The sequence below is a fragment of the Nocardia sp. alder85J genome, from assembly GCF_020176955.2.
Taxonomy (GTDB): domain Bacteria; phylum Actinomycetota; class Actinomycetes; order Mycobacteriales; family Mycobacteriaceae; genus Nocardia.
In genome coordinates, this window is the sequence record NZ_JAIUCZ020000011.1 from 291,299 (window position 1) to 316,563 (window position 25,265).

22 protein-coding genes, 1 tRNA gene and 1 pseudogene are annotated in these 25,265 nt (G+C 69.7%); 12 read left to right on the plus strand and 12 right to left on the minus strand.

Annotated elements, in window-relative coordinates; translation table 11 throughout:
- Positions 1-76 precede the first annotated feature (76 nt).
- The gene (locus LBW94_RS35355; RefSeq protein WP_225061657.1) at positions 77-1,291 is read right to left on the minus strand and encodes a PucR family transcriptional regulator; all 1,215 of its coding nucleotides are present in this window, start codon (positions 1,289-1,291) and stop codon (positions 77-79) included.
- Positions 1,292-1,667: 376 nt separating this feature from the next.
- Between LBW94_RS35355 and LBW94_RS35360 the strand changes: the two genes are divergently transcribed.
- A complete protein-coding gene (locus LBW94_RS35360; RefSeq protein WP_416277018.1) occupies positions 1,668-3,017 on the plus strand; it encodes an 8-oxoguanine deaminase in 1,350 nt (449 codons plus the stop codon).
- 84 nt (positions 3,018-3,101) lie between these two features.
- Here the strand turns inward: LBW94_RS35360 and LBW94_RS35365 are convergent, their stop codons facing one another.
- Complete coding sequence (locus tag LBW94_RS35365; protein WP_225061655.1) at positions 3,102-3,839, minus strand: SDR family oxidoreductase; 738 nt, start codon at positions 3,837-3,839, stop codon at positions 3,102-3,104.
- Positions 3,840-3,892: 53 nt separating this feature from the next.
- Here LBW94_RS35365 and LBW94_RS35370 point away from each other — a divergent pair, with 53 nt between their 5' ends.
- The 5 genes from LBW94_RS35370 (at position 3,893) to LBW94_RS35390 (ending at position 8,808) form a co-directional block, all read left to right on the plus strand.
- Positions 3,893-4,249 (plus strand): winged helix-turn-helix transcriptional regulator, encoded by a 357-nt coding sequence (locus LBW94_RS35370; protein WP_225061654.1) that lies wholly within the window; start codon positions 3,893-3,895, stop codon positions 4,247-4,249.
- Positions 4,250-4,477: 228 nt separating this feature from the next.
- A complete protein-coding gene (locus LBW94_RS35375) occupies positions 4,478-4,927 on the plus strand; it encodes a hypothetical protein (protein ID WP_225061653.1) in 450 nt (149 codons plus the stop codon).
- Positions 4,928-5,025: 98 nt separating this feature from the next.
- Entirely contained in the window at positions 5,026-5,931 is a 906-nt protein-coding gene (locus tag LBW94_RS35380) for a metal-dependent hydrolase (RefSeq protein ID WP_225061652.1), read from the plus strand.
- Positions 5,928-7,016 (plus strand): PDR/VanB family oxidoreductase, encoded by a 1,089-nt coding sequence (locus tag LBW94_RS35385; protein ID WP_225061651.1) that lies wholly within the window; start codon positions 5,928-5,930, stop codon positions 7,014-7,016. The genes LBW94_RS35380 and LBW94_RS35385 overlap by 4 nt, the downstream gene beginning before the upstream one ends.
- Position 7,017: 1 nt before the next feature.
- Positions 7,018-8,808, plus strand: a complete 1,791-nt coding sequence (locus LBW94_RS35390; protein WP_225061650.1) for an SDR family oxidoreductase — start codon at positions 7,018-7,020, stop codon at positions 8,806-8,808.
- Here LBW94_RS35390 and LBW94_RS35395 read toward each other — a convergent pair.
- Both LBW94_RS35395 and LBW94_RS35400 read right to left on the minus strand, forming a co-directional pair.
- The gene (locus LBW94_RS35395; protein WP_323138010.1) at positions 8,750-9,730 is read right to left on the minus strand and encodes a metal-dependent hydrolase; all 981 of its coding nucleotides are present in this window, start codon (positions 9,728-9,730) and stop codon (positions 8,750-8,752) included. The two genes, LBW94_RS35390 and LBW94_RS35395, sit on opposite strands and share 59 nt — an antisense overlap.
- A gap of 410 nt (positions 9,731-10,140) precedes the next feature.
- Positions 10,141-10,602: a hypothetical protein gene (locus LBW94_RS35400; protein WP_225061648.1), complete on the minus strand. Its 462-nt coding sequence runs from the start codon at positions 10,600-10,602 to the stop codon at positions 10,141-10,143.
- A gap of 312 nt (positions 10,603-10,914) precedes the next feature.
- Here LBW94_RS35400 and LBW94_RS35405 point away from each other — a divergent pair, with 312 nt between their 5' ends.
- Complete coding sequence (locus LBW94_RS35405) at positions 10,915-11,364, plus strand: hypothetical protein (protein ID WP_225061647.1); 450 nt, start codon at positions 10,915-10,917, stop codon at positions 11,362-11,364.
- Between the two features lie 41 nt (positions 11,365-11,405).
- Here the strand turns inward: LBW94_RS35405 and LBW94_RS35410 are convergent, their stop codons facing one another.
- Positions 11,406-12,413: a TerC/Alx family metal homeostasis membrane protein gene (locus tag LBW94_RS35410; protein ID WP_225061646.1), complete on the minus strand. Its 1,008-nt coding sequence runs from the start codon at positions 12,411-12,413 to the stop codon at positions 11,406-11,408.
- A 170-nt stretch (positions 12,414-12,583) separates the two neighbouring features.
- On the minus strand, positions 12,584-13,126 hold the full coding sequence (locus tag LBW94_RS35415) for a TetR/AcrR family transcriptional regulator (protein WP_225061645.1): 543 nt from the start codon (positions 13,124-13,126) through the stop codon (positions 12,584-12,586).
- A gap of 150 nt (positions 13,127-13,276) precedes the next feature.
- On the opposite strand from LBW94_RS35415, the gene LBW94_RS35420 reads away from it, so the two are divergent.
- Together LBW94_RS35420 and LBW94_RS35425 are read left to right on the plus strand one after the other, a co-directional pair.
- Complete coding sequence (locus LBW94_RS35420; protein WP_225061644.1) at positions 13,277-14,506, plus strand: cytochrome P450; 1,230 nt, start codon at positions 13,277-13,279, stop codon at positions 14,504-14,506.
- Positions 14,507-14,620: 114 nt separating this feature from the next.
- On the plus strand, positions 14,621-15,613 hold the full coding sequence (locus LBW94_RS35425; RefSeq protein ID WP_225061643.1) for a zinc-binding dehydrogenase: 993 nt from the start codon (positions 14,621-14,623) through the stop codon (positions 15,611-15,613).
- A gap of 6 nt (positions 15,614-15,619) precedes the next feature.
- On the opposite strand, the gene LBW94_RS35430 is transcribed toward LBW94_RS35425, so the two are convergent.
- The 4 genes from LBW94_RS35430 to LBW94_RS35445 all read right to left on the minus strand — a co-directional run bounded on the left by LBW94_RS35430 (position 15,620) and on the right by LBW94_RS35445 (position 18,747).
- A complete protein-coding gene (locus LBW94_RS35430; protein ID WP_225061642.1) occupies positions 15,620-16,051 on the minus strand; it encodes a nitroreductase family deazaflavin-dependent oxidoreductase in 432 nt (143 codons plus the stop codon).
- A 168-nt stretch (positions 16,052-16,219) separates the two neighbouring features.
- On the minus strand, positions 16,220-16,441 hold the full coding sequence (locus tag LBW94_RS35435; protein ID WP_225061641.1) for a hypothetical protein: 222 nt from the start codon (positions 16,439-16,441) through the stop codon (positions 16,220-16,222).
- 170 nt (positions 16,442-16,611) lie between these two features.
- Positions 16,612-17,661 carry an RNA polymerase subunit sigma-70 gene (locus LBW94_RS35440; protein ID WP_225061640.1) on the minus strand — a complete coding sequence of 350 codons (1,050 nt, stop codon included), beginning with the start codon at positions 17,659-17,661 and terminating at the stop codon, positions 16,612-16,614.
- 93 nt (positions 17,662-17,754) lie between these two features.
- Complete coding sequence (locus tag LBW94_RS35445) at positions 17,755-18,747, minus strand: zinc-binding dehydrogenase (RefSeq protein WP_225061639.1); 993 nt, start codon at positions 18,745-18,747, stop codon at positions 17,755-17,757.
- A gap of 759 nt (positions 18,748-19,506) precedes the next feature.
- On the opposite strand from LBW94_RS35445, the gene LBW94_RS35450 reads away from it, so the two are divergent.
- The 3 genes from LBW94_RS35450 to LBW94_RS35460 all read left to right on the plus strand — a co-directional run bounded on the left by LBW94_RS35450 (position 19,507) and on the right by LBW94_RS35460 (position 22,977).
- On the plus strand, positions 19,507-20,784 hold the full coding sequence (locus LBW94_RS35450; RefSeq protein ID WP_225062805.1) for an IS4 family transposase: 1,278 nt from the start codon (positions 19,507-19,509) through the stop codon (positions 20,782-20,784).
- Positions 20,785-21,110: 326 nt separating this feature from the next.
- The gene (locus tag LBW94_RS35455) at positions 21,111-22,760 is read left to right on the plus strand and encodes a caspase, EACC1-associated type (RefSeq protein WP_225062608.1); all 1,650 of its coding nucleotides are present in this window, start codon (positions 21,111-21,113) and stop codon (positions 22,758-22,760) included.
- Positions 22,761-22,903: 143 nt separating this feature from the next.
- Positions 22,904-22,977 (plus strand) — tRNA-Ile (locus tag LBW94_RS35460).
- 635 nt (positions 22,978-23,612) lie between these two features.
- On the opposite strand, the pseudogene LBW94_RS44545 reads toward LBW94_RS35460, so the two are convergent.
- Both LBW94_RS44545 and LBW94_RS35470 read right to left on the minus strand, forming a co-directional pair.
- A pseudogene (locus tag LBW94_RS44545) lies at positions 23,613-24,899 on the minus strand (recombinase family protein); the annotation flags it as partial.
- Complete coding sequence (locus LBW94_RS35470) at positions 24,896-25,219, minus strand: hypothetical protein (protein ID WP_155981498.1); 324 nt, start codon at positions 25,217-25,219, stop codon at positions 24,896-24,898. The gene LBW94_RS35470 and the pseudogene LBW94_RS44545, both read right to left, overlap by 4 nt.
- Between the last annotated feature and the right edge of the window lie 46 nt (positions 25,220-25,265).

Below are 25,265 nucleotides of genomic sequence, written 5' to 3' on the forward strand. Positions count from 1 at the left end.
TTTCGACGGTTGGTCACCACCGCAATATCGGGGCGAGGGCCGGGCTCGTGCGCAATCGCAGCCGGCGACGGTCCGATCAGCGGTCGGTAGGCGCGATCCCCAGCTCCAGGGCGGTGAGGGCCAGCGACAGCTCCAGGATCGACCGCTGGTCCTCCAGCGGTCGATCCAGCAGCACGGTGAGGCGCTGCAACCGGTTGATCACCGTATTGCGGTGGCAGTGCAGCCGCGGGGCGGCGTGCGCCGCGGAACAGTTCTCGTCCAGCCAGACCGACAGGGTCTGTAACAGCATGTCGCGCTCGCGGGCCGGTAGTTCCAGCACCGGCCCGAGGGCGTGCGCGGCCAGCAGGCCGGTGAGGTCGGGGGAGCGGACCAGCAGGGCCTCCGGGTAGCGCTGGTCCAGCGCCACCAGTCCCGTCGCCTCGGCCGGGAGCGTGTCCAGCGCGATCAGCGCCAGCGTGTGCGCCGAATCCACCTGTGCCAGACCGGGTACCGCGGGCGAGGCGCCGGCCCGGCCCCGGACCAGCGGCCGCAGCTGTGCCAGCACGGTGGCGGCGTCGCGCTGCTCCAGCGCCACCACCGCGATGGTGCTGTCCACCCGGTCGTGCCAGACCGAGCGAATCCCCAACGCCCCCAACGCCGTTTCCGCACCGGCCCGCACCGGCCGGGCATCGGAGCGGGCCGCGACCACCAGATAGCCGCCGTGCGGCGGCAGATTGAGTTCGCGGGCCGCGCGGGCGGCGAAGGTGGCGTCGTGGGCGCGCCCGGCGAGCAGATCCTCGATGAGGGCGTGGCGGCGGCGCTCGTTCTGCCGGACCTGTTCCAGTTCGGTCTTGCGGTAGGAGGTGACCAGCGCCGAGGACAGGCCGTCGATGACCGTCCACATGGCGGTCCCGGCGTCGCGGATCTCCTGCGGCCCGACCTGGTTCTCCGGGGAGAGGTCGGCCTTGTCCAGCAGCGCCGCCCACACGATGCCGCCGCCGAGCCGGAACGTCCGCTGCATCGCCTCCAGTGGAACACCCTGCTCGGCGCGCTCGCGGCCGATCGAGGCGGCGACGTCGTCGTGTTCCGGATCGGAGGTCTCGCCGCCGAGCAGATCCAGGATGCGGGTCAGGTACCGGCGGCAGCCGTCGCGCAGCGCCGCCCGGGGGACGGAGGTGTAGTCGGTCCATTCCGGGTTGTCGGTGAAGATCGCGGACAGCAGCCGCTTGGTCAGCTCCGCGATCTCCGGCCGGCACGCCTCGGCCAGCCTCCGGGTGCCCGGAGTCGACAGAACGTGATGTGGAACGGCCATAGCGCCTCACGCTACCTGCGCCGACCCCGGCCCCGGGCGGCGACGTCGGCACGGTAGCCAGTGGGACCGCCGGGGATGTGCGGGCTGCGGATCGCGGGCCGCCGGGGGCGCGGCGATACCGGGCCGGCGGTCGTCTGTGATGCCGGGGCGGCGTCGCGGTGCGGGTACCCGCACCCTCGGTACCGGCATCCAGGGGTGCCGGGGCGGGTGTGGCGGCGGTCTTGGAGATTCGGACAAGCGGGGCAGTCGGTCGCGGACGGGTTTCGGCGGATCGGTGGCTGGTGGGCACGCCCGGTGCCGGGTGTACTGAGGGGGCGGGGGATCGTGGTGCTGTGGGTGCCGCGATCCCCGGAGCAGATCCCCGGAGTCGGAAGGAGTGGCGGTGCTGGTCATCGAGAACGGATATCTCGCGCCCGTGGTGGGCGCGGAGATCGAGTCCGGTCATCTCGTGGTGGAATCCGGCCGGATCACCGCGCTGGGAGCGGGTGCGGCGCCGGTGATCCCGGGCGCGGAGCGGATCGACGCCACCGGCTGCCTGATCACCCCCGGCCTGGTCAACACCCACCATCACCTGTTCCAGTGGGCGACCCAGGGCCTGTTCCAGGACGCCACCCTGTTCGAGTGGCTGACCGGGTCGTATCGGATCTGGGCGCGGATGGACGCCGAGGTGGTGCACGCAGCCGCGGCGGCCGGACTGTCCTGGCTGGCGCTGAGCGGCTGCACCACCTCCAGCGACCACCATTACGTGTTCCCGTCCGGGCGTGGCGACCTGTTCGAGGCCGAGGTGCTGGCGGCCCGCGAGGTCGGGCTGCGATTCCAGCCCTGCCGCGGATCGATGGACCGGGGGCGGTCACAGGGCGGCCTGCCGCCGGACGAGGTGGTGGAGGACCGCGAGACCATCCTGGCGGCCACCGCCGCGGCGATCGACCGTTTCCACGATCCGGCGGCCGACTCGATGCTGCGGGTGTCGGTCGCGCCCTGCTCACCGTTCTCGGTGAGCGAGGGCTTGATGCTGGACGCGGCGCAACTGGCCCGGACCCGGGGCGTGCGGCTGCACACCCACCTCGCCGAGACCCTCGACGAGGAACAGCTGTGCCTGGAACAGACCGGCCGCACGCCGGTGGAATATCTGGACGAACTCGGCTGGCTCGGTCCGGATGTCTGGTTCGCGCACGCGATCCACCTGCACGACAAGGACATTCGGCGCTTCGCCGAGACCGGGACCGGGGCCGCGCACTGCCCGAGCTCGAACGCCCGGCTGGGCGCGGGTATCGCGCGGGTGGTGGATCTGCTGGCGGCGGGCGTACCGGTCGGCCTGGGCGTCGACGGCGCCGCGTCCAGCGAACTGACCTCGCTGGCGGGCGAGATGCGGCAGGCCCTGCTGTTCCAGCGCGCGCTGCACGGCCCGGCCGCGCTGACCGCCCGGCAGGCACTGGAACTGGGCACCCTCGGCGGCGCTCGCAACCTGGGCCGGGAGGCCGAGATCGGCAGCCTGGAGCCGGGCAAGCTCGCCGACATCGCGATCTGGCGGGTGGACGGCTACCGCTCGGTCGTCACCGACCCGTTGTGCGCCTTGGTATTCGGCCCCACCCCGCCGCTGGCCCGGCTGCTGGTCGGCGGCCGCACCGTGGTCGCCGACGGCGAATTGCGGACGGCGAACCAGGAAACGCTGGCACGGCTGGGTACGCGAGCAAGGGAACGTCTGCTGCGCAACGAATCTCGGTAGATCCTGGAAGGGCGTTCGTCCCGGCGCGAACTCGGCCGGACCGCGCCGGCGCCGGCCTCCCGGCCCGGGAGGCTCGCGGGCGGTTCAGCGATCGGCCAGGTAGTCGGCGCCCCCGACGTAGACGGTGTGGCCGGGCTCGGTGTCGGCGGTGGTGGCGTCCGCCACGGCGGCCGCGAATTCCTCGACGGTGGGCAGCGGGCCGTGCTCGGTGCGGGCGCTGACGGCGTCCGGATCGCGGCGCCGCAACAGCCGCACGATGATGGTGCCGTCGATCATGTCACCGGACACCACGCTGAAACCGACACCGCGCGAGGTGAATTCGGGGATCAGCGCGCGCAGTGCGTCCTCACCGGCGCGTTTGGCGGCGGCGATCGGCAGGTAATCCTCGGGCACGGGTTTGCGGCCGTGGAAGTGGGCCTGATGACTGGTGACGAACACGATCCGGCCGCCGGCGGGCAGGTGCGGCAGCGCCAGCCCGGCCAGGCGCACCTGCGCGTCCCGGTTGATTGTCATCGGATAGTCCGGGGGCGCACCGCGTTCGAGCCCACCGGAGGCGTTGAGCACCAGCACGTCCAGGCGGCCGAACTCCCGCAGCACGCCGTCGATGAGCGCCGCGGCCTCCGGGGCCGCGGTGAGGTCCGCGCCCGCGACCGACGCGCTGCCCCCGGCCGCGACGAACTCCGCGGCGAGTTTCTCGGCGCGCGAACGCTTCTCGCGATAGTTGAGCACCACGTGGTCGCCGCGAGCGGCCAGGATCCGGCCGGTCTCCGCGCCGATGCCCCGCGAGGCGCCCGTCACCAGCACCACCCGCCTGGACGTCATCGGCACGCTCCTCCCCGATCGCTTCTATTTCAGAACCACTATGGTGGTTCGAAATGAGAAGTGCAAGACGGCCGGGAGTACCGCGGCGGGAGGACCCGGCCGCGGCGTCCGCGCACGCGGTGATGGAATTGCTGGGTCAGCGCTGGATGCTGCGGGTGATCTGGGAGCTGGAGCCGGGGCCGCTCGGATTCCTGGAGTTGCGCCGCCGGATGGGCAACTGCTCCTCCAGCATGCTGTCGCTGCGATTGCAGGCGTTGCAGAATGCCGGGCTGGTCGTGAAGCGGCCGGACAAGGCGTACGAACTGACTTGGCCCGGAACGGAACTCGGCCGCGTGCTGGAACCGCTGTGGGACTGGTCGCAGCGCCGGGCCGCCGACACCGCCGCCGATCCGGAGTCCGCCGAGTCCTGAGCGCCGCTCGCCGGTGTGATGTCACCGCCCGGGACGCGGTCGGCTGGCGATTCGACAGTGGATCACGAAGACCGGGCCGACGGTCACCGAGTGCGCTAGTGTTCGGCGGAACCACGCTCCAACAGGGTTCCCGGGCATCGATTGCGACAAGTTTGCGGCACCTTCGGGGTGGGGGAGTAGCCTCCACATAACGGCAGTGCCCGGACGGGCTCGACGAAGGGGTATGGGGTGCGGACGACCGGATACACCACTGTTCGCGGACGCCGGCGGCTGAGTGCCGCGATATTGCTGGCGGTCGCCTCGGTGGTCGCCACGGCGGGCTGTAGCTCGCAGTCCAGCGGCGCCACCCTGACCGCGCACACCGCCGGGTCGCCGGAGGTGATCGACTGCCCGTTCGATCAGCCGGCCGCCCGCCCGGACAAACTCATTCTGGCCTGCGCCGACCTCGGCGCGGTGGTCCAGGGGATCACCTGGACCTCGTGGGGGCCCGACGGCGCCGAGGGCGACGGCCTCGAACACGACAACACCTGCGACCCCAACTGCGCCACCGGTAACTACATCACCAAGCAGGTCCATGTGGTGCTCTCCGGCCTGGTGCAGCCGGGCAACGTGTTCACCCAGGCGACCACGGTGGACGGCGCCGGGCAGCAACTGGTCCGTCCGATGACCAAACGGTGATGCTCTAGCTGTAACTCTGGGTTCCATATAGGCGGGCATTATTGCTACGCTCGTGTAGCAACGGCGAGCCTCGCCGAACACGAGCAGCTGGAGTACCGATGAAGTTACTTCCCCTTCGGGCCCGCCCCGAGACCGACGATCCGGGGGAGGTGGCGCTACAGGCGCGCAACGTGCGGTTCGACTGGACGGATACGCCGTTGCGCTGGATGCCTGCCGAGCCGATCGCGTCGCACGTCGTCAACGCGTTGAATCTGCTGCTCCCCGAAGGGGAACGGATGTTCTGCCAGGCATTCGCCGAGGCCCTGCCGCTGGTGCGCGACGACCGGCTGCGCGAGCAGATGCTCGGATTCGTCGGCCAGGAGGCGATGCACGCCGAAACCCACCACGGCGTCCTCGAACAGGTGCTCACGGCACACGGTATCGACGTGGAACCCTATGTGCGGCAGATGGAATACCTGTTCCGCACGGCGCTCGGCCCACGTCCGGGCCGAAATCCGCGGGCGGAGTACCAGATCCTGGTCGAACGGCTCGGATTCATCGCCACCCTCGAGCACTTCTTCGCCTTCCTGGGGGACTGGGTGCTCAACGCCGAGCTGGAACGCTTCGACGCGGATCCTCGGGTGCTGGACCTGTTCCGCTGGCACGGTGCCGAGGAGGTCGAGCACCGGTTCGTCGCCCACGATGTGGCCGGCTACTTCGAGATCGGCTATCTGCGCCGGGGCGCGCTGATGCTGATCACCTTCCCGATCTTCCTGGCGCTGGTCTTCCGGGGCGCGAGATATCTTGTGCAACAGGATCCCTCGCTGCCGGATCGGAGCTACCCGCGGCTGCTGGCGGAGGTCTGCGGCGCGATGTGGCGCGGTGCGCTGCCCGGGGTGCCATCGCTGCTGCGCAGCGCGCTGTCCACCTTCCGTCCCGGCTACACCCCCGCCGCCGTCGGCTCCACCGCGCAGGCGGTCGCCTATCTGGCGAAATCCCCTGCGGCACAGGCGATGGCCTCGTGACGACCGTTCCCGCCGATCTGTTCGGCCGCCGGCATCCGGATCGCGCGATCCGGGTGTTCAGCGGGGTGGCCGAGACCCGATTCCGGTGGACCGCGTTGATCCATCGGCGCGCCCCCGGCGGCCGGGTCGACGATCACCGGCTGGTGCTGACCGTCGCGCAGCGGCGGGTGGAGGCCCGCGACGCCGACGTGATCGGGCTGGTACTCGTCGCACCCGACGGCCGCGCGCTGCCGCCGTGGCGGCCCGGTGCGCACCTGGATCTGGAACTGCCGTCCGGGCGGTTGCGGCAGTACTCGCTGTGCGGGGATCCGGCCGATCGGCACGGTTATCGAATCGCGGTGCGCCGCATCCCGGACGGGGGCGGTGGCTCGATCGAGGTGCACGACGGTCTGCCGGTCGGCGCCCGGGTCACCGTGCGCGGCCCGCGCAACGCCTTCCCGTTCGTGCCACCGGGTCACGGATCTGCTGCTGCCCGAGTGTATTTCATCGCCGGAGGGATCGGGGTCACGCCTATCCTGCCGATGGTGCGGGCGGCGCATCGGCGGGGCGCCGACTGGTCCCTGGTCTACACCGGGCGGCACCGCGACGCCCTGCCCTTCCTGGACGAGCTCACCGGATTCGGCGACCGGGTCACCATCCGCACCGACGACGAATCGGGACTGCCCGCCGCCGCCGACCTGCTGGCCGGCGCCGGTCCCGGTGCCGCGGTCTACTGTTGCGGCCCGGCGCCGATGACCGCGGCCGTCGCGGCCGCGGTGCGCGAAAGGCCCGGCACCGAACTGCATTCCGAGCGGTTCTCCGCGCCGCCGGTGGTCGACGGCCGGCCGTTCCGGGTTCGATTGGCCCGCACCGGAACGGAATTCACCGTCCCCGCCGACCGCACCCTGCTGGCGGAGGTGCTGGCGCGGCGCCCGGATACGCCGTACTCCTGCCGGCAGGGGTTCTGCCGCACCTGCCGGGTCCGGGTGGTGTCCGGCGCGGCCGATCACCGGGACACCGTGCTGACCCCGGCCGAGCGGGCCGCCGGCGACCTGCTGCCGTGTGTCTCCCGGTGTGCGGGTGACGTTCTGGTATTGGATCTGTGACATGCCGCCGCGTGCGAAGGAGCTCTCGTTGACCGACCCGACCCCCGTCCCGGACGCCGAGCGGACCGTCCGCAGCGACGGATTCGACCTGGCCGTCTACGAATACGGTGACCCGGCCGCGGAGACCGTGGTGCTGGTGCACGGCTGGCCCGACGACCACCACCTGTGGGATCGGGTGATTCCCTTGCTGGCCGGTCGATTCCACGTGGTCGCCTACGACACCCGCGGCCACGGCCGTTCCACCCGCACCGACCGGACCGCCGACTACCGGCTGGACCGCTTCGCCGCCGACTTCTTCGCGGTGGCCGCCGCCGTGAGTCCGGACCGGCCCGTGCACGTGCTGGCCCACGACTGGGGGTCGGTGCAGATGTGGACGGCGGTGTGCCTGCCCGAGGCGGCCGGCCGGATCGCATCGTTCACCTCGGTGTCCGGGCCGAATCTCGACCACCTCTCGCGCTGGGCGTGGCGCAAACTCTTCCGCGGCGCGGTGTGGGCGCCGTTCACCCAGATGGTGTCCTCGGCCTACACGCTGCTGTTCATGACCCCCGGACTGCCGCGCGTCGTGCTGCGGCCGGTGGCGACCGAGCGGGTCTGGCGGCAGTTCGTGGCCCTGATGAACGAGACCTCGCCGGCGAATGTGACGCTCGGGCCGCTGTTCCGCCAGGACTTCTTCGACGGCATGCGGATCTACCGGGCGAACATCTTCCGCCGGGCGTTCGTGCCGCGGCGGCGGCACACCGAGGTGCCGGTGCAGCTGATCATCGCGCGCCGGGATGTCGCGGTGCGCCCGGCCGGTTACGAGGACACGCCCAAGTGGACCGCGCAGCTGTGGCGGCGCGAGGTGGGCGGCGGGCACTGGCTGCCGTTCTCGCATCCGGAACTGCTCGCCACGGCCACCACGGAACTGGTGGAATCCGTGGCCGGCGCCGCCGCGCCCCGGACTCTGCGCCGGGCCGAGGTGGGCCTGGCGCGGCAGCGGTTCGACGACCATCTGGTGGTGATCACCGGCGGTGGCAGCGGGATCGGCCGCGAGACCGCGCTCGCGTTCGCCCGGCGGGGCGCCGAGATCGTGCTGTCCGATATCGATCTCGACGCGGCGAAGCGGACCGCCGAACTCGTGGCCGAGGCGGGCGGGGTGGCTCATGCCTACGCGGTCGACGTGGCCGACGAGGCGGCCGTGGCGGCGCACTGCGCGGCGGTGACCGCCGCGCACGGGGTGCCGGATGTCCTGGTCAACAATGCCGGTATCGGGCAGGCCGGCGACTTCTTCGACACCACCTCGGCCGATTTCGACCGGGTGCTGCGGATCAATCTCGGCGGCGTGGTGAACGGCTGCCGCACCTTCGGCGCGGCGATGGCCGAGCGCGGGCTCGGCGGGCACATCGTGAACCTGTCCAGCATGGCCGCCTACACCCCGCAGCGCGGTTTCAGCGCCTACTCGACGAGCAAGTCGGCGGTGTTCATGTTCTCCGACTGCCTGCGCGCGGAACTGGCCGGGCGGGGTATCTCGGTGCATACCGTTTGCCCCGGCATCGTGCACACGAATATCGTTGCGAACACCCGCTTTTCGGGACTGTCTGCGACGGCCGAAGCCGACAGGCAGGCCCACTACGACGCGCTGTACCGGCGGCGCGGCTACGGTCCGGAGAAGGTGGCCGAGCGGATCGTCCGCGCGGTCGAGACCGATCGGGCCGTCGTCCCGGTGACCCCGGAGGCGCATCTGCAATACCACGTCAGCCGCCTGGCTCCGGCTCTGGTCCGGTTCGCCGCGGCACGGGTGAAACTGACCTGATCCGGTCGTCGCGCCGGGCGGCGAGGTAAGCGAGGGCCGGTTCGACCGGTCCTTCGTGGTCGGGGTGGTAGTGCGGCCGCAGGTAGCGGGGGACGGCGGTGCCGAGCAGCCGCCAGCTGGGCAGCAGTCCCTTGCGGACGGCCCGGTTGTGATCGGTCAACAGGTATTTCCCGCCGGGGTTCTGCGGGTCGGTGTGCATCAGGTAGGCGGCGCCCTGGAACCAGAACCACAGCAGCAGTCCGGTGGCGATGGCGAAGCCGACCAGGCGGCGGGCGTAGCGCAGCGGTCCGCGGCCACCGAGACACCGGAACACGTCGTAGGCGACGGCCCGGTGTTCGACCTCCTCGGCGCCGTGCCAGCGCAGCAGGTCGAGCATGGCGGGGTCGGCGCCGGCCTTGTCGAAGTCGTCGGCGTCGAGGATCCAGTTGCCGAGGACGGCGGTGTAGTGCTCGATGGCGGCGATGACGGCCAGCCGGATGCGCAGCCATTCCGGGCGCAGGATCTTGCGGCCGCCGGGTGGGCGGCGGCCCAGCGGACCGGCGAAGACACGGTCCAGGCGGTCGACGAACGGCTGAGCGTCGAGGCCGTGGGTGGCGAGGTGGTCCAGGACGTTGGCGTGCTGGACGCTGTGCGTCGCCTCCTGCCCCATGAATCCCTTCATCGCCGCGCGCAGCCCGGGCTCGGTGACCTGGGGGAGGGCCTCGCGGAACACGTCGATGAACCAGCGCTCGCCCGGTGGCAGCAGCAGGTGCAGGGCATTGACGACGTGGGTGGCGGTGGGCTCTCCGGGGATCCAGTGCACAGGGGTGCGACGCCAGTCGAAGCAGACCCGGCGCGGGCGTATGGGGAATGGGATAGCGGCAAACATAACAGTCCTATCACAGGAGAGAGAATAAGGTTCTCTCCATGTGAGAGGGACCATAGCATCGGACGAGATGACCAAGTTCCAGTTTCTATCAAAGTTTGTCACCGCACACAATGCTGGTCGAGAATGGTGCAGGGCTGGTCATTGAGGGTCTTCGGTGCCGCCGGTGCCGCGGCCGGGAGCGATTCGAGGGGTGCCGGGGTCGCGCCGAAGTCCGTCACCGGGCCGTATAAGTTACTCGGCATTCCGTCGATATCCGCGCCTGCTCGGCAGCGGATTCGGCCACCGGAATGGTGGCAGATGTGCCGTCGTAGACGGGCGGGCGGAGTTGCCGATGCGTCGAAGCGGGTGGCGTGTTCCGACGGCAGCAGTCGATGCCCGGCGCCGGTCGATGTGTGGCGGCAGGCGGGTGGCCGGAGCGTGGCGGGTGAGCGGTATGGCTCGCCGGCGGCGGGCCCTGCGCCGGCTCAGTGCACGCCGAGGTCGCGCAGGGTGGATTCGATGGCCGTCACCCGTGCCCGTGGAACGCCCCACGGCTGCTCCACCCCGACGGTCGCGTCGAGGTCCCACAGCACGCAGTGCTCGTCCGGCCGTGCGACCAGTGTCCAGGCGACCACCGTGCGGCCGAGCTGATCGGTCATGGAATCGACTGTGCCGCCGCCGAATCCGTCACCCTCCGGGAAGTGGTGCAGGAACCGGCCGTAGGCGTCCTCGCAGAAGCGGGCGTAGCGGCCGGTGCAGAGGATCAGTCCGTGCCAGGCTTCGTCCACCGCGTGCGACGGCATCCCGATCCGCCTGCCGTCCCGCATCGCCGCGCCGCAACACCGCAACCATTGCCGCAGACCGGCGTCCACCCTGTCGCGCGGCTGCCACGGGCAGGTCTTGAAGACCGCCTCCGGCAGTTCGAGAGCGTCGACCGCCCGCTGCATGCGATCGAGATCGACAGGCGGTAGCGGTGTCGGATCGCCTCGCTGCCCCGGTGTCGATTCGTCGCGCCGTATCCCGGTCGGGTCGAGGCGCCGGGAGCGTCCCCACAGCACACCTCACCGTAGAGCCGTGCGGAGCCTCGGGGCAATGCCCGATGTGGTCGCGGGCGGTGCGGATGGTCCGGGATGTGTGCTGTTGCCGGAGGACTCGGACGACCACGTGTCGAGCCGTGCGGACCGGTGCGGCAACCGGGTGGCGCTGCCCCGGAATTCGGTGGTTGACGACGGCGCGGGGGCCCGGTCAAGCTGCCAGGTATGAGCATCATCCTGGTCATCTGCCTGCTCGCCTTCGGGCCGGTGATCCTGGTCGCGATCATCGCCCGGCTGGTCACCGGGCCCCGCGCCCGCAACAACTCCGGCCGGGGACCGGGGCGGCGCACCGGTTCCGGTGGCACCCACTACTCCGGCAGCGACGACGATTTCACCCGCAACGCCGCACTGTGGGCCGCCGGTGAATCGGCGGCCTGGTCCGGCGGCCACCATTCGCACGGCGGTCACCACGACAGCGGGCCGGGTTCGACACACCACGACAGCGGCCCCGGGTCGACCCATCACCACGACAGCGGCTCGCATCACGGAAGTAGTTGCGGCGGTGGTCATCACGGCAGCAGCTGTGGTGGCGGCAGCAGCAGTTGCGGCGGCGGGAGCAGCTGTGGTGGCGGAAGCAGTTGTGGTGGTGGCAGCAGTTGCGGTGGCGGTAGCTGACGACAACTCGATGAATATGGTTGCGGCGCAGCTTGTTCCGATCAGGCGGGGCGGCTGCGGGTGGCGTAGAGGCTGGTGGCGGTGACCACGCCCAGCGCGCCGACGATCACCAGCAGCGAGGCGGCGGTGGGGATCTCGGGAACCGCGACCCCGGTGCCGTGCAGCCAGTCCAGGATCAGTTTCACGCCGATGAAGCCCAGGATCGCCGCCAGCCCGTAGGCCAGGTGCACCAGCCGCGACAGGGCCGCGTGCAGGACGAAATACAGTGCGCGCAGGCCGAGCAGCGCGAAGGCGTTGGTGGCGAACACCAGGTAGGGGTCGCCGGTCACGCCGTACACCGCGGGCACCGAATCGACGGCGAAGATCAGGTCGGTGGTCATCACCGCGGCCACCACCACCGCCAGCGGGGTGAGCGCCCGCCGCCCCGCGAGCCGGCCGATCAGCCGGGTGCCCTGGTATTCACCGGTCACCGGCACCAGCCGGCGCAGCAACCGGACCGACCGCATCCGGTCGACGTCCACCTCCGGCTCGTGCCCGCGCACCGCGTCCAGGACCAGTTTCCCGGCCGTGACCAGCAGGATCAGCCCGAACAGCAGGAAGGCCCAGTCGAGAGTGGCCAGCGCGCCCGCGCCGAGCGCGATGAACAGTCCCCGCAGCAGCAGCGCCCCGACGATCCCGTACAGCAGGACCCGTTGCGCCAGCACCGCCGGCACCGCGAATGCGGTCAGCAGCAACACGAATACGAACAGATTGTCCACCGACAGCGATTTCTCCACGAGATAGCCGGTGAAGAATTCGGTGGCCGGTGTGCCCCCGAAACCCGCCCACAACAGGCCCGCGAAACCGAGCGGCAGGGCCAGATAGAACACCGTCCACCCGATGGCCTCGCGCACCGACACCTCGTGCGGCCGCCGGGTGACGGCGAAATCGAGGACCAGGAGTACGAGCACCCCCACGATGGTGACCGCCCACAGCCACGGCAACGCGAGAGTGTGCAGCGTGGTGCCGGAGTCGGACGCCGAAGCGGACGCGGCGGCGATGGAAAGCATGAAAACTCCTCGGGTACGACAAATGACCCGAGGTCTCCTTCACCCGTGATGGGTGGCCGCCCGAGGATCCCGCCGTTGGAATCCGTACTGATCGAGTCGGCTCTTGGGAAGTACTCCCCTCGCCCCGTGATGGTAGCGAAGATTTTGCCGAATGGCCAGCCCGGCGCCGCTCACGAAGGCTGGTCCGAGCCGGAAATGCCTGCGGCGAGCCGTAACTGGGCGAGGAATTCGGCCTGGTCGTCGGCGCCGACGAGATAGTGCGAGACCGCCAGTCGCACGACGGCGCCCGCGACGACCACGGGATCGCCGTGCGGCACCAGCGGTTCGAGTAGCGCGCGCATCATCGGCACCACCCGATTCATCTGGGAGAGAACGTGATCGGGTTCGATCTGTACGAGACTGCTGAGCCGGTACGAACTCTGCGATTCGACGATGAACCGCAGCACGGCATCCAGCCGCTCCGCCCCGGTCAGCCCGGCCACGACGCGCCGCAACCCCGCTTCGACATTGCGCAACTCGTATTCGCCGAAGGCGGCGAGCAGATCCTCCTTGGAGGAGAACAGCCGGTAGAGGGTGGGCCGGGAGATCTTCGCCTGGGTGGCGACGTCCGACAGGCTCAGCTTGCCGTACCCCGTGCGGCTGAGCACCTCGTAGGTCGCCCGCAGGATGCGGGTGCGGGTGCCGGTGTCACGGCCGCCGGAAGTCGAGTCCACTTTACAACCTTTACGGAGTTTGTAAGAAATGTAATACTAAGGCCGGTTCAGCGGCTCGATCAGCTCCTTCGCTCGTTGTCGAAATCCTAGGTGTCTCCTGCCTGTTCACGGCGGAAGCGGGCGACTCGGCCGCACGAGAGAAGAGGCATCATGACCGACACGCTCGTCTCCGACGACGCCATCGACTTCGACCCGTTCGCCGCCGAGTTCCACGACGATCCGCACCCCATCTACCGCCGGCTGCGCGACGAGGCCCCCGTCTATCACAGCTCCCGCTACGGTTTCTACGCCCTGTCCCGGTATGCCGACGTGGCGCCGGGGATGAAGGATTTCGACAACTACTCCTCCGCCCGCGGCATCACCCTCGAACAGGTGCTCGCCCCGGAGCCGCCGGAGATGCGGATCCCGATGATCATCATGATGGATCCGCCGGAACACACCCGGATGCGCAAGCTGGTCAACAAGGTGTTCACCCCGCGGGCCATCGCCGAACTGGAACCGATGATCGCCGCGACCGTGCGCGAATTCGCCGAACGCCTCGACCCGGCACGCTTCGACGTGGTCGAGGACTTCTCCACGCTGTTCCCGATCGAGGTCATCACCACCATGCTCGGCGTGCCGCGCGAGGATCGGCAGCAACTGCGCGCCTGGCTGGCCGCGCCGCTGGAACGCGCACCCGGCCAGATGGAACTGAGCGAGGAAGGCAAACAGGCGGTCATCGAGTCGACCGTCTACTACGCCAAGCTGATCGCCGAACGCCGGGCGCATCCGCGCGACGACATGATCAGCCGCCTGATCGAGGTCGAGGTGGATCGCGAGGACGGCACCGCCACCCGGCTCACCGACCGCGAGATCCTGGGCTTCGCGGCCCTGCTGGCCGGCGCCGGCGCGGAGACCGTCGCCAAGGTGCTGGGCATCGCCGCGGTGGTCTTCGCCGACCATCCGGACCAGTGGCAGGCGATGCGCGCCGACCGCTCGCTGATCCCCGGCGCCTTCGAGGAACTGCTGCGCTACGACGGTCCGGTCCAGTACGACGTGCGCTATTCGCAGCGCGATATCACCCTGCACGACCGCACGATTCCCGCGCAGAGCCCGGTGCTCATGCTGCTGGCCTCGGCCACCCGGGATCCGCGCACCTTCCCCGGCGCCGATCGCTTCGACATCACCCGTCCCTTCACCGGCAACAACCTCGGCTTCGGCTACGGCATCCACCGCTGCCTCGGCGCCGCGCTGGCCCGCCTCGAGGGCCGGATCGCCCTGGACGCCATGCTCGAACTGATGCCGGAGTACGAACTGGACCGGCCGGGCCTGCGCCGCGCCCGGGTCACCAGCGTCGGCGGCTGGACCCACGTACCCGTGCGCGTGCACCGGCCGCACTGATCGGACCGGCGCCGGTGGGACGGGTCACACGCCCGTCCCGCCCCGATCGCTTGACCTCGAGCAATGTTGAGGTAGCAGCCTGAGGAGGTTGTCCGACAGCGAGAGGAAACGAATATGCGTGCAGTGGAAGCGAAATCCTTCGGCGGCCCCGAGGTGCTCACCCCCGTCGAACTGCCGGATCCGGTGCCCGGGACCGGACAGGTGCTCGTCGACGTCGCCGCCGCCGACGTCATGTTCCTGGACACGCTGCTGCGCAGCGGCTGGGGCACCGCCTTCTTCCCGGTGCGGCCGCCCTATGTGCCCGGCGGCGCGATCGCGGGCGTGGTGTCCGCGGTCGGCGCGGGCGTCGACCCGGCCTGGCTGGGCACGCGGGTGGCCGCCCAGACGGCGGCCAGCGGTATCGGCGGCGGCGTGCCCACCGGCGGTTACGCCGAACGCGCACTGGCCGTGGCGGACAACCTCCTCGAGGTGCCCGCCGAGCTGGATCTCGTGACCGCCGCCGCGCTGGTGCACGACGGTCGCACCGCACTGGCTCTGATGAGATCCGCCGGCATCCGCCCCGGCGACCGCGTCCTGATCACCGCCGCCGGCGGCGGGGTGGGTACCCTGCTCACCCAGCTGGTGACCGCCACCGGCGCGAAGGTGATCGCCGCAGCCCGCGGCGAGGCGAAACTCGCTCTGGCACAGCGCCTCGGCGCCACCACCGTGGTCGACTACAGCGAAACCGAGTGGACCGAAAGGGTGCTGGCGGCCACCGGCGGCGAGGGTGCCGACATCGTCCTGGACGGCGCCGGCGGCGCACTCGGCCGGGCCGCACTGGAAGCCGCCGCGCCCGGCGCCCGCTTCCTCGCATTCGGCAGCGCCGGAGGCGGTTTCGCACTCGACGCCGCCGCAGCGGCCGCCCACGGCGTCACCCTGATCTCACTGCACGAGGTCACCGGCTCCGATATCGACTGGCGTGCGATCGGCACCGAGGCCCTCGCCGCGGTCGCCTCCGGCCGGCTGACGGTGACCGTCGGCCGGACCTTCCCCCTGGAGAAGGCCGCCGACGCGCATGCCACGATCGCCGCCCGCACCGCCGTGGGCCGCACGATCCTCACGGCCTGATCCGGTTCAGGCCCGCGGGCTGAGTACCACCACGGAAATGGGCCGGTCCGTCTTCTTCTGGTATTCGGTGTAGCGCCCCTGGTTGACCCCGTCGACCAGGGCCCACCGCCGGGCATAGTCCGGATCTCCCGGATAGGTCGCCCGCGCCGTCACCGGCAGTCGCCGCCGCCCCACCTGAATCTCGGTGTCCGGCGCGGCCTTCAGATTCGCCAGCCATCCCGGCGGCCGCGGCGCTCCGCCGTTGGACGCCGTCACCAGATAGTCGTCGCCGTCGCGCGCGTAGGTCAGCGCACTGACTCGCGACTGCCCGGTTTTCCGCCCGACCGTCCGCAACAACAGGGTCGGATTCCCGAACAACAGCCGGTGCCCCACCAGCCCGTCGGAAGCCTCGTAGATCTTCTGATGTATCCGCAACACGTTTCCGAACAGACTCGCCATGGTCGCCCTCCTGTGTCGTCGCGGTTCACCCTATCGGTTCACGCACTCCCCTCGAATGCCCCGCCGATACCCGTCACACAGCTTCTCCGTGTCGAACCCGGTCGGCTCCCCGAGCATGGCCAACCGGGTCTTCACACTCGGCCCCCGGAAGTCCGGAGGCCACCTCGATCAGCTGGTGATGAGGTCCCAGGTGCCGTCCTGCGCCTGGGTGCAGGTGTACTGCGAGCCGCCGGTCTTCGGCGAGGCACCGTCGGCGGCGCACGCCTCCTGGGTGGCGTAGTTGCCGATGTAGTCGCTGTGCACGACGACCGGGTGAGCGGAGGCCGCGCCGACGCCGACGGTGGCCGCGCACGCACCGAGAATCCCGGCGGCAACAAGGGTCTTGACCATGAACACTTCGTCCTTTCGATCTGACGCGAAATTCCGCGCCGGACAGAGGGTATCGCCTTCCTGCCGGTTAGTCGGCATCTGGGGCGAACCGGTTTCGGCGCCGTTCGGGTACGAGTTGCCGATCGATACGACGCATATCGAATCGCCGTTGTGATATCCGGAAATGGATATCAGCAAGTCGAATCATCCATGCTGTGCTCCACTTTCGCCCTTCGCCCGAGCACCGCCGGGAAGCCGAACAACGCGACCAGCGCCGGTTCGTGGAACGCCGTCACCCGCGCGATCCCCGCCTCCGTCGCGCCCAGTACCACAATGCCACTCGCGCACAATGTTCCGCAGCTGTCCCGGCGATAGATGACGGCCGCGGGCTGCCCGTTGGCCGTGGTGGCGAGCAACCGCCAGTCGCCCGCCGCGTGCAACACCTCGGTGGCGAGCAGGTCGATACACGACACCCGGCCCGCCCGCCAGCCGCGGAACGGCGTCGATTCCAGGACCGCGTCCGCGCGCAGAACCCGTTCCAGTAGTTGGGCATCGGCGGATTCGAACGCCGCGACGTAGCCGTCGAGCAGTGCCCGCGCCTGCTGATCGGCCGGTTCGAGCAGGGCCGCCGGCCTTGGCTCCAACTCCGCCAGTCGCGCGCGGGCGCGCTGGAGCCCGCTCTTGACCGCCGCCGTGGTGGTACCGAGGATCTCGGCGGACTCGGCCGCGGAGAACGCCAGCACGTCCCGCAGGAGGAGGATCGCGCGCTGCCGCGCGGGCAGATGTTGCAGGCTCGCGACGAGCGCCAGCCGCAACGACTCCCGCGCCACGACGACGGCGGCCGGATCGTCCGCCGCCGGTGTCACCCACCCGTCCGGAAACGGTTCCAGCCACGAAACCTCGCCCGGCGCAACCTCTTCCGACCCCCGCTCGGACGGCCCGCCCAATCCCGAAGGCAGTGCCCGCATCCGGCGAGAGCTCAGCGCGTTCAGGCAGACGTTCGTGGCGATCGTGTAGAGCCACGTCCGCATCGACGCGCGACCGTCGAAACGATCGTAGGCCCGCCACGCCCGCAGATACGTCTCCTGCACCAGATCCTCGGCGTCGCTCGCCGACCCGGCCATCCGATAACAGTGCGCCAGCAACTCCCGCCGGAACCGCTCGGCCTCCGCCGTGAACCGATCCGCTCCCGCCCGCTCGGCCGGCCGCCCGCTCGCGACCGGGATTCGCCTGTCGGCCATGCGCCGCCTCCTCGTTCCGGACCGTCCCGCCGCTCGGGACCGTGCACCGGTCAGTACGACCGGCGCGCCACCGCAAAGGAATCGAACCCCAGCTCAGGGCCGCAGCGCCAGCTTGCCCACGGTAGCCCGATCCGCCAGTTCGGCGAGCGCCTTCGGGCCGTCGGCCAGGTCGTACACCGCGGGCCGGCCGGGCTGGAGCACCCCCGCCCCGATCAGCACCCCCAGCTCACCGATCACCGCACCGAAGAGGCCCGGCGCGGCGCCGATCAGCACCCCGATGTTCAACCCGATGACCTGCACCTGATGTTCGTACACCAACCCCTCATTGGTGAGCGCCGCCTCACCACCGGCCAACCCGAACACGACGACCCGCCCGGTCACCGGCCGAGCCGCCGCCAGACTCCCCGCGAACCCGGCGCCACCGGCGGACTCGAGCACCAGATCGACCCCGACACCCCCGGTCAGCCGCATCACCTGGGCAACGAGATCCTCGGCCCGGGAATCCAGCACGTGATCGGCCCCCAGCGCCCGTACCGTCTCGTGCTTCCCGGGCGACGCCGCGGCGATCACCGTCGCCCCGTAATGCTTGGCCAGCCGCACCGCGACCTGCCCCGTCCCACCCGCCGCAGCCTGGATCAGCACGGTCTCACCCGCCGCGACCCGCCCCAGGAATTTGACCGCCGCCAGCGCGGTCGGCCAGCTCACCGCCATCCCCAGCACCTGTTCCGCCGTCCACCCGGCAGGAACCGGCATCGCCGCAGCCGCGGCCAGCACCATGTACTCCGCGAAAGCCCCCTCCCCGACCCCGGTGACGAGCGCCCCCACGCCCGGCCCGTCCACCCCCGCCCCCACCGCGACAACCTCCCCGGCCGCCTCGAACCCCGCCACATACGGCGGCCGCGGCCCACCCCGGAACAATCCGTGCGCCTTCGAGACATCGGCGAAGTTGATCCCTGCGGCGGCAACCCGGATCAGGACCTCTCCGGGCCCCGGCCGCGGCACCGGCGCCTCGGTGACCAGCCGCATGTCTTGTGGTCCCCGCAGCGAGGTCTGTCGCAGGGCACGCATGGTGGTGGGAATGTTCACGGTGACTCTCTTCCTGGGCTTCCGTCGCGGCAGTCCGCGCCGTGTCGAACAGGTAGACCTCGGGCCTCGCGGAAAGGAATCGGCCGCGTTCCCGGACCAGGCGCGGTCCCCGCGCCATATCCGAACTCGCGAAAGTGCGGGCGACAACGGCCCGGCGTCGCCGGAGCAAGTCACTTGCATTCGGAAGCCTCGACTACCAGCACTTTGCTGGCGGAGTAATGTGAAACGCCGACACGCGGTTTCGGCCCGCACCGGGAAAGTACCGAAAGGTATCCGACTCCGCACATGCGCGCTCACCCGATGCGAACTCCGTCGGCCACCGCACGGGTACCGATCGAGGATCGGAGTCCGGGGGAGTGCAACGGGTTACCCTGCCCCACTTCATGTTTCGGTCGTGTAAAGCGGACGGGTCGTGAAGTGTTCCACCTGCGCCGATGGCCTCCTCGGGCCGAGACCGACCGGCCGGTCACAAGACATTCCGACCCAACGGTTTTCATGGCACCCCTCGACAATTGCCAGCGGTGAACTGCAAACCACTCGGTACGCCAATTCCCATTCGGAATCACATTTCCGTACTGCCCGTCGGACGATCCGCGGTCGCACCCGAATACCTGTTGCCCGATTGTCGTTTTCGGCTACCGGCAGCGGTCCGCGGGCTATAGGGCAATGCCACGTAGGGTAAGTGGTGCGTCCGTGTGGTTTGGTTGTGCTGTTTGATTTTTCGGGTGCTTGTGGTGGGGGTGTGGCAGTGTCTCGGGGGTGACGGACGTGGTGGTGGCGACGCCGGACATGGTGTCGCTGGGTGTGCTGGCAGGGGTTGTGGACCGGGCTCGGGTGGAGGATGCGGTCATGGTGTGCGGGGCGCGTGCGCAGCGGTCGGGCGGGAAGTTGCCTCCGCATGTGGTGGCGTATCTGACGATGGCGTTGTGCCTGTTCGGCGGCGATTCCTATGAGGAGGTCGCGGTGAAGGTGACCGGGGCGCTGACCCGGTGGGGTTGCTGGGATGCGGGCTGGTCGCCGCCGACGGCATCGGGGATCACCCAGGCGCGTAAACGGTTGGGGCCCAAGGTTCTCGAGCGGGTGTTCGAGTCGGTTGCCGCACCGGTGGCGACTCCGGCGACGCGGGGGGCGTGGCTGGCGGGGCGCCGGCTGGTGGCCATCGACGGTTTCGATGTGGACGTGGCTGACACCGAATCGAATGTGGCCGAATTCGGGTATCACGGGTCCGGGGACAACCGCTCGACCTATCCGAAAGCGCGGGTGGTCGCGTTGAGCGAGTGCGGTACGCATGTTTTTCTGGCCGCGGAGGTTACCGCGATCACTGTCGGGGAACGTGCCGCGGCTGCCCGGTTGTATCCGCGGCTGCTCGGTGACGAGATCTTGTGCGCGGACCGGGGTTTCTACTCCTTCGATGCGTGGGCGGCCGCGAAAGCCGGTGGGGCCGAACTGGTGTGGCGAGCACCGACCAATCTGCGCCTGCCGGTGGTGCGGGTACATGCGGACGGCACCTACGTGTCGGTACTCATCGATCCTGCCGTGCAGTCGAAACGGCGGCGTGCAGCGATCCTGGCCGCCGCGGCCGCGGGCGAGGACCTCGACGAAGCCGAGGACGCGCACCTGGTGCGCGTCGTGGAATACGATGTGCCCGACCGTAATCCCGACGGTGAGCTGATCGTGCTGCTGACCACCCTCACCGATCCCGCGGCCGTGCGCGCCGACCAGATCGCCGGCGCCTACCACGAGCGCTGGGAACACGAAACCGCGAACGACCAGCTGAAAACCCACCTCCGCGGCCCCGGCGCCGTACTCCGGTCGAAGTCGCCGGAATTGGTCCATCAGGAGATCTGGGCGTGGCTGACCGTCCACTACGCCATCGCCGCGGTCATGGCCCGCGCCGCCGAAGCCGCCGACCTGGACCCCGACCGAATATCGTTCATCCACGCACTCAACATCATCCGCCGCACCGCCACCGGCACGGCGGCTTTTCCCCCCTCACCGCTGGACCGACCCCGACGTGACCGCCTCGGTCGCCACTGAGATCACTACCCGGCTCAACCCACCCCGGCGCCACCGCAGCTACCCACGCAAGATCAAACGCGGACGTCACAACGCCTACCTGATAAAACGCAAGTGCGACAAAGGAATCCGACACACCGGCCCGGCCACCATCAACCTGCGACGCCTACCCGCCGCATGACAAACCACACGGACGCACCACTTACCCTACGTGGCATTGGGCTATAGGGTCGGCGCGTGCACAAGGCGGGTATCGCATCGGTGACAGTTTCGGCAATCGGCGCGCCGACGGTTCCGCCGGGCCGACATGTGGAATCGACCGACACGTCCCCCGATCTGCTCGCGCGGTGACCGTGGACCCGGAGAACTCTCGTGCCGTCCTGATCGGCGCCGCCCAGTACGACGATGAAAATCTGGCACCGATCCCCGCCGCGGCGGCGAATGTCGCCGACCTCGCCGAACTGCTGACCGCACCCGGTGGCGCGTTCACCGCCGCACACTGCCGGCGCGTCACCGAACCCGACCGGGTCTCGGTCATCGGAGACACCGTCGCCCACGCCGCTCGCGCCGCCTCCGGCGTACTGCTGGTGTACTACACCGGCCACGGCCTCATCGACCGCCGCGGACGCCTGCACCTGGCGGTGACCGGCAGCGACCCGGACCGGATCAGCTGGACCGCGGTACCGTTCCAGACCCTGCGCGAAGAGATCCTCGACAGCCCCGCCCGAGCCCGGATCCTCATCCTGGACTGCTGCTTCGCCGGCCGCGCCTTCGAGGCCATGGCCGACCTGCCCAGCGTGATCGCCGGCCAGACCGACCTCCACGGCACCTACACGATCACCTCCAGCTCCCGGGACGAGCCCTCGTTCGCCCCCGGCGGCCACCGCAACACCGCCTTCACCGGCGCCCTGCTGGCCGCGGCCACTCCCGAGACAACCCTCGACGACCTGTTCCGCCAGGCCGACCTGAACCTGCGTCGTAACGGACACCCGCGCCCCCACCGCCGCAGCGTCGACATCACCGGCGACATAAGGCTTTTCGGCCAGATCCCGAACGAACAGACCCACCGCCGAGCCGCCGAGAACGGCTCCGCGGACGCGATGCACGACCTCGCGCGACTCCTCCGTTCCGAAGGCCGGATAACCGAAGCCGCGCACTGGTGGCGGCACGCCGCCGGCACCGGCCACCCCGACGCGATGAACCAACTGGCAACCCTCCTCCGCGCCCAAGGCCAGACCCAGGAAATCGAGAAATGGTGGCACCAGGCCGCCACCGCCGGTCACCCCGACGCCGCGAACAACCTGGCCATCCTCCTCCGCGCCCGCGGCGAGGCCGACGAGGCCGAACAATGGTGGCGCCAAGCCGCCGCCGGCGATCACCCCGACGCCATGAACAGCCTCGGCACTCTCCTCCACGCGCAAGGCGAACCCGACGAAGCCGAGCACTGGTGGCGCCGAGCGGCCACCGCCGGTCACCCCGACGCCGCGAACAGCCTCGCCATCCTCCTCCACGCCCACGGCGAACCCGAGGAGGCCGAACAGTGGTGGCGCCGGGCCGCCGCCACCGGCCACCCCGACGCCATGAACAATCTCGGCCTGCTCATGCGCGGCCGCCAGCAGACCCCGGAAGCCGAACGCTGGTGGCGTCAGGCCGCCACCTCCGGCCACCCCGATGCCACCCGGAACCTCGCAATCCTCGGCCACGAACAGAACGAACCCGGCAACCCCCACCACCGACGCTCCCCGCAACCGACCTGGGTATACCCGCCCGCCCGAGAATCCACCACCGCGCACCCGCTGCCCCGGTGGAGCGAACTGTCCCCGCGACGGCAGTGGACCCACCTCCCCGCCTCCGACGACCCACCGCCCTACCCTCAGCCACCGCCCTGGCAGTCACCGCCACCCTGGCACGGGCCGCCGTTCCCCGGTCACGACTCGAAGCCCTGGGACCAGCCACCTGACGACGAGGAATCATCCCCGGCACCCGGTCGACCGTGACCGGTACACCCGCATGCCGAGGCCCGTCGTCGCTGCAGCAGGACCGATCCGCGCTGCCCGGAACCCGGCGCTGCCCCACTTCGGAAGTGGACAGCTCAACATCTTTTGTCGCTACAACCCCGACTTGCTATGGTCCCCAGTAGGCCCCTGTAGCTCAGTCGGTTAGAGCCGGGAACTCATAATTCTCTGGTCGCAGGTTCGAGCCCTGCCGGGGGCACGTACAGCATCTACACAACCGGTGTCTGCCGCGTAGGCAGGCGTTGGTTGTGTGGTGTGCATGGTGTTGGTGATCCTTTCCGCCGCGTGGGCGATGTCGGGGAGTTGGTCGGCGGGCAGTGTAATGGTGATGGTGACTTGGTCTTGGTCGTCGTGCAAGCGGATGGCGAGTTGGGTGATCTCGAACAGTGTGCGTAGCAACGGTTCTGGTGCATGGGTGAGATTGAGCGCCAGGTAGGGCAGGGTGTCGAGGAGCGCGATGTCGGCGCTGCCGGGTCGGTGGGGTTCGGTGTCGTCGGCGGCGTCGAGTTGGGAGATGACGGCCAGCGCGGCGGTCTTCTCGGCATCGAGGTCGTTGTAGGTGCCGCGCAGGCCCTTGGTGAAGGGGTCGTCGGGGTCGCTGTCCTGGGCTTGCCGCAGTACCGAGTTCTGCCGCCTGGTGACGTCCGCGACCAGTCGTTGCAGCCGCTCTCGTTCGGCTTGGCGGTCTCGCACGGCGCGGTCGTCGAGACTGTCGAGGTCGGCTGCGAGGAGATCATGGCGGTGCGGGCCGAATACCCGGTCGGCGAAGAATCGAGTGATCGCGTCCAGGATGGCGTCTTCGCGGAGGTAGACGGCTTTGGGGTGTCCGGCGTACTTGTCCGGGCGGCCCCGGTTGTTGTTGCGGGGGTAGCAGGTGTAGTAGCCGTTGTCGTGGCGGTGGTTGCCGAACATCCGGCGTCCGCACCCGCAGAACACCATGCCGCGCAGCAGATAGGTGCGGCGGGTCGCGGGGTGGGCGCTGGGGGTGTTGCCGTCACGGGAACCGCGCCGGGCCGAGCGCCGGGCGGCGAGTTCGTCGTACATCCATTTCGGGATCAACGGCTCGTGGGCGGGCTCGGTCGACCACACCCATTTCACGGGATCGTTGACCTTCCCGTGCCTCGACCGCGACGCGCGCCGGTTGAACACCTGATACCCGGTGTATTTGGGGTTCTTCAGTATCTCGAACACGCTCGTCTTGCCCCAGGCGCCGCGGGCGCGTTCGCGCCCGGGTGGCACAGGCGGGGGATACTTCACCGGGTCGGTGTTGAGGCGGTCGGCGATGGTGTCGTAGCCGAGACCTTCGTGGTAGCGCCACAACGCGATCTGGGTGACGGTTTCCCCGCGTACCCCGTCGGGTTCCAGCCGGGTCTTGGCCTGTCCCTTCGCTGCCTTGGTCGGGTTGGGATGCCGGTAGGTCTTCGCCTTGTACCCGTAGGGCGGTTTGCCGATGTTCCAGCCCTCACGGATGTGGGTGCACAGTCCGCCCCAGGATTGTTCGAGAGTGTTGAGGACTTCGTATTCGGCCACGGACTGGTTGATCCGCCGTTGCAGGATCCGCTGGGCGCGGCTGCCGGTCAACGTGATCGGCTCGTTCGCGGCGAACAGCGGTACCTCGGCGGATTCGAGCTCTCGTTCGATCGACAGGCCCTCGAAGGTGCGCCGGGCGACGCGGGAGACGGCCTCGCAGATCACCACGTCGAAGCGGCGGCCGGGGTGGGCGGCCTCGTCGCGGAGATCAGCGACACCGCCGTCGCGGGCGATCGGGATGGCGAAGCGGTCGTAGTCGCTGCCGTGGCCACGGTCGTCGAGTTCCATGCGGCCGGACTCGACGTCGTAGAAGTGCGCCACGATCACCCACGAGTCGGGGATCGCGGTCTTACAGTTGTTCAGCTGCCGCAGCATCGACTGACGCGGGTCCTGCTGATCCTCGGTGGAGGTGCGGCCCAGAAACGCCACCCGGACCTCGTCACGCAGCACCGCGACCGGAACACCCAGCGGGGACACCGCGTAGTCGGACAACCCCGACGGCCCCGACACGGGCACGGTCGCCGACAGGGATGCGGCCCGGTGAGCCAGTGCGGGGGCGGGCGGGTTCACGGGCGGATCGTCGGGGGTCATGCGGCTGCACCATCCTGCCTGGCATTATCGGATTGTTGTTGCACAGCCCACTCCAATAATTGCTGAGTGACATCGGCGAGTTCGCCACGCAATTGTTCGGCGCGGGGACCGTGAACATATCTGACACGACCGGCATAGTGCCGGTCGGCACTGCGTTTCCTGACCTGATCGTAGTGCCAAACCGGCTGTTCAGGATCGGTTTCATGGCGTTTTTCACGGTTATTGTCAAGGTTATTCCGGAGTGCTTTTCGCCGTAGTGGAATCACTACGGCGCCCGGGTTGTCGTCCGGGTTGCCGGGGGTGGTGTCGGGCGTGCGCATGGGTGCCTCCACTGCTCGCGGTCCCCTGCTTGTGGGAGGGTGTCGC

Bases quoted from the DNA above. Each gene is read 5' to 3' on its own strand.
- LBW94_RS35355 (WP_225061657.1), bottom strand. From the start codon at position 1,291: ATGGCCGTTCCACATCACGTTCTGTCGACTCCGGGCACCCGGAGGCTG.
- LBW94_RS35365 (WP_225061655.1), bottom strand. From the start codon at position 3,839: ATGACGTCCAGGCGGGTGGTGCTGGTGACGGGCGCCTCGCGGGGCATC.
- LBW94_RS35370 (WP_225061654.1), top strand. From the start codon at position 3,893: ATGAGAAGTGCAAGACGGCCGGGAGTACCGCGGCGGGAGGACCCGGCC.
- LBW94_RS35380 (WP_225061652.1), top strand. From the start codon at position 5,026: ATGAAGTTACTTCCCCTTCGGGCCCGCCCCGAGACCGACGATCCGGGG.
- LBW94_RS35390 (WP_225061650.1), top strand. From the start codon at position 7,018: ATGCCGCCGCGTGCGAAGGAGCTCTCGTTGACCGACCCGACCCCCGTC.
- LBW94_RS35395 (WP_323138010.1), bottom strand. From the start codon at position 9,730: ATGGTCCCTCTCACATGGAGAGAACCTTATTCTCTCTCCTGTGATAGG.
- LBW94_RS35400 (WP_225061648.1), bottom strand. From the start codon at position 10,602: ATGCAGCGGGCGGTCGACGCTCTCGAACTGCCGGAGGCGGTCTTCAAG.
- LBW94_RS35405 (WP_225061647.1), top strand. From the start codon at position 10,915: ATGAGCATCATCCTGGTCATCTGCCTGCTCGCCTTCGGGCCGGTGATC.
- LBW94_RS35410 (WP_225061646.1), bottom strand. From the start codon at position 12,413: ATGCTTTCCATCGCCGCCGCGTCCGCTTCGGCGTCCGACTCCGGCACC.
- LBW94_RS35420 (WP_225061644.1), top strand. From the start codon at position 13,277: ATGACCGACACGCTCGTCTCCGACGACGCCATCGACTTCGACCCGTTC.
- LBW94_RS35425 (WP_225061643.1), top strand. From the start codon at position 14,621: ATGCGTGCAGTGGAAGCGAAATCCTTCGGCGGCCCCGAGGTGCTCACC.
- LBW94_RS35430 (WP_225061642.1), bottom strand. From the start codon at position 16,051: ATGGCGAGTCTGTTCGGAAACGTGTTGCGGATACATCAGAAGATCTAC.
- LBW94_RS35435 (WP_225061641.1), bottom strand. From the start codon at position 16,441: ATGGTCAAGACCCTTGTTGCCGCCGGGATTCTCGGTGCGTGCGCGGCC.
- LBW94_RS35440 (WP_225061640.1), bottom strand. From the start codon at position 17,661: ATGGCCGACAGGCGAATCCCGGTCGCGAGCGGGCGGCCGGCCGAGCGG.
- LBW94_RS35470 (WP_155981498.1), bottom strand. From the start codon at position 25,219: ATGCGCACGCCCGACACCACCCCCGGCAACCCGGACGACAACCCGGGC.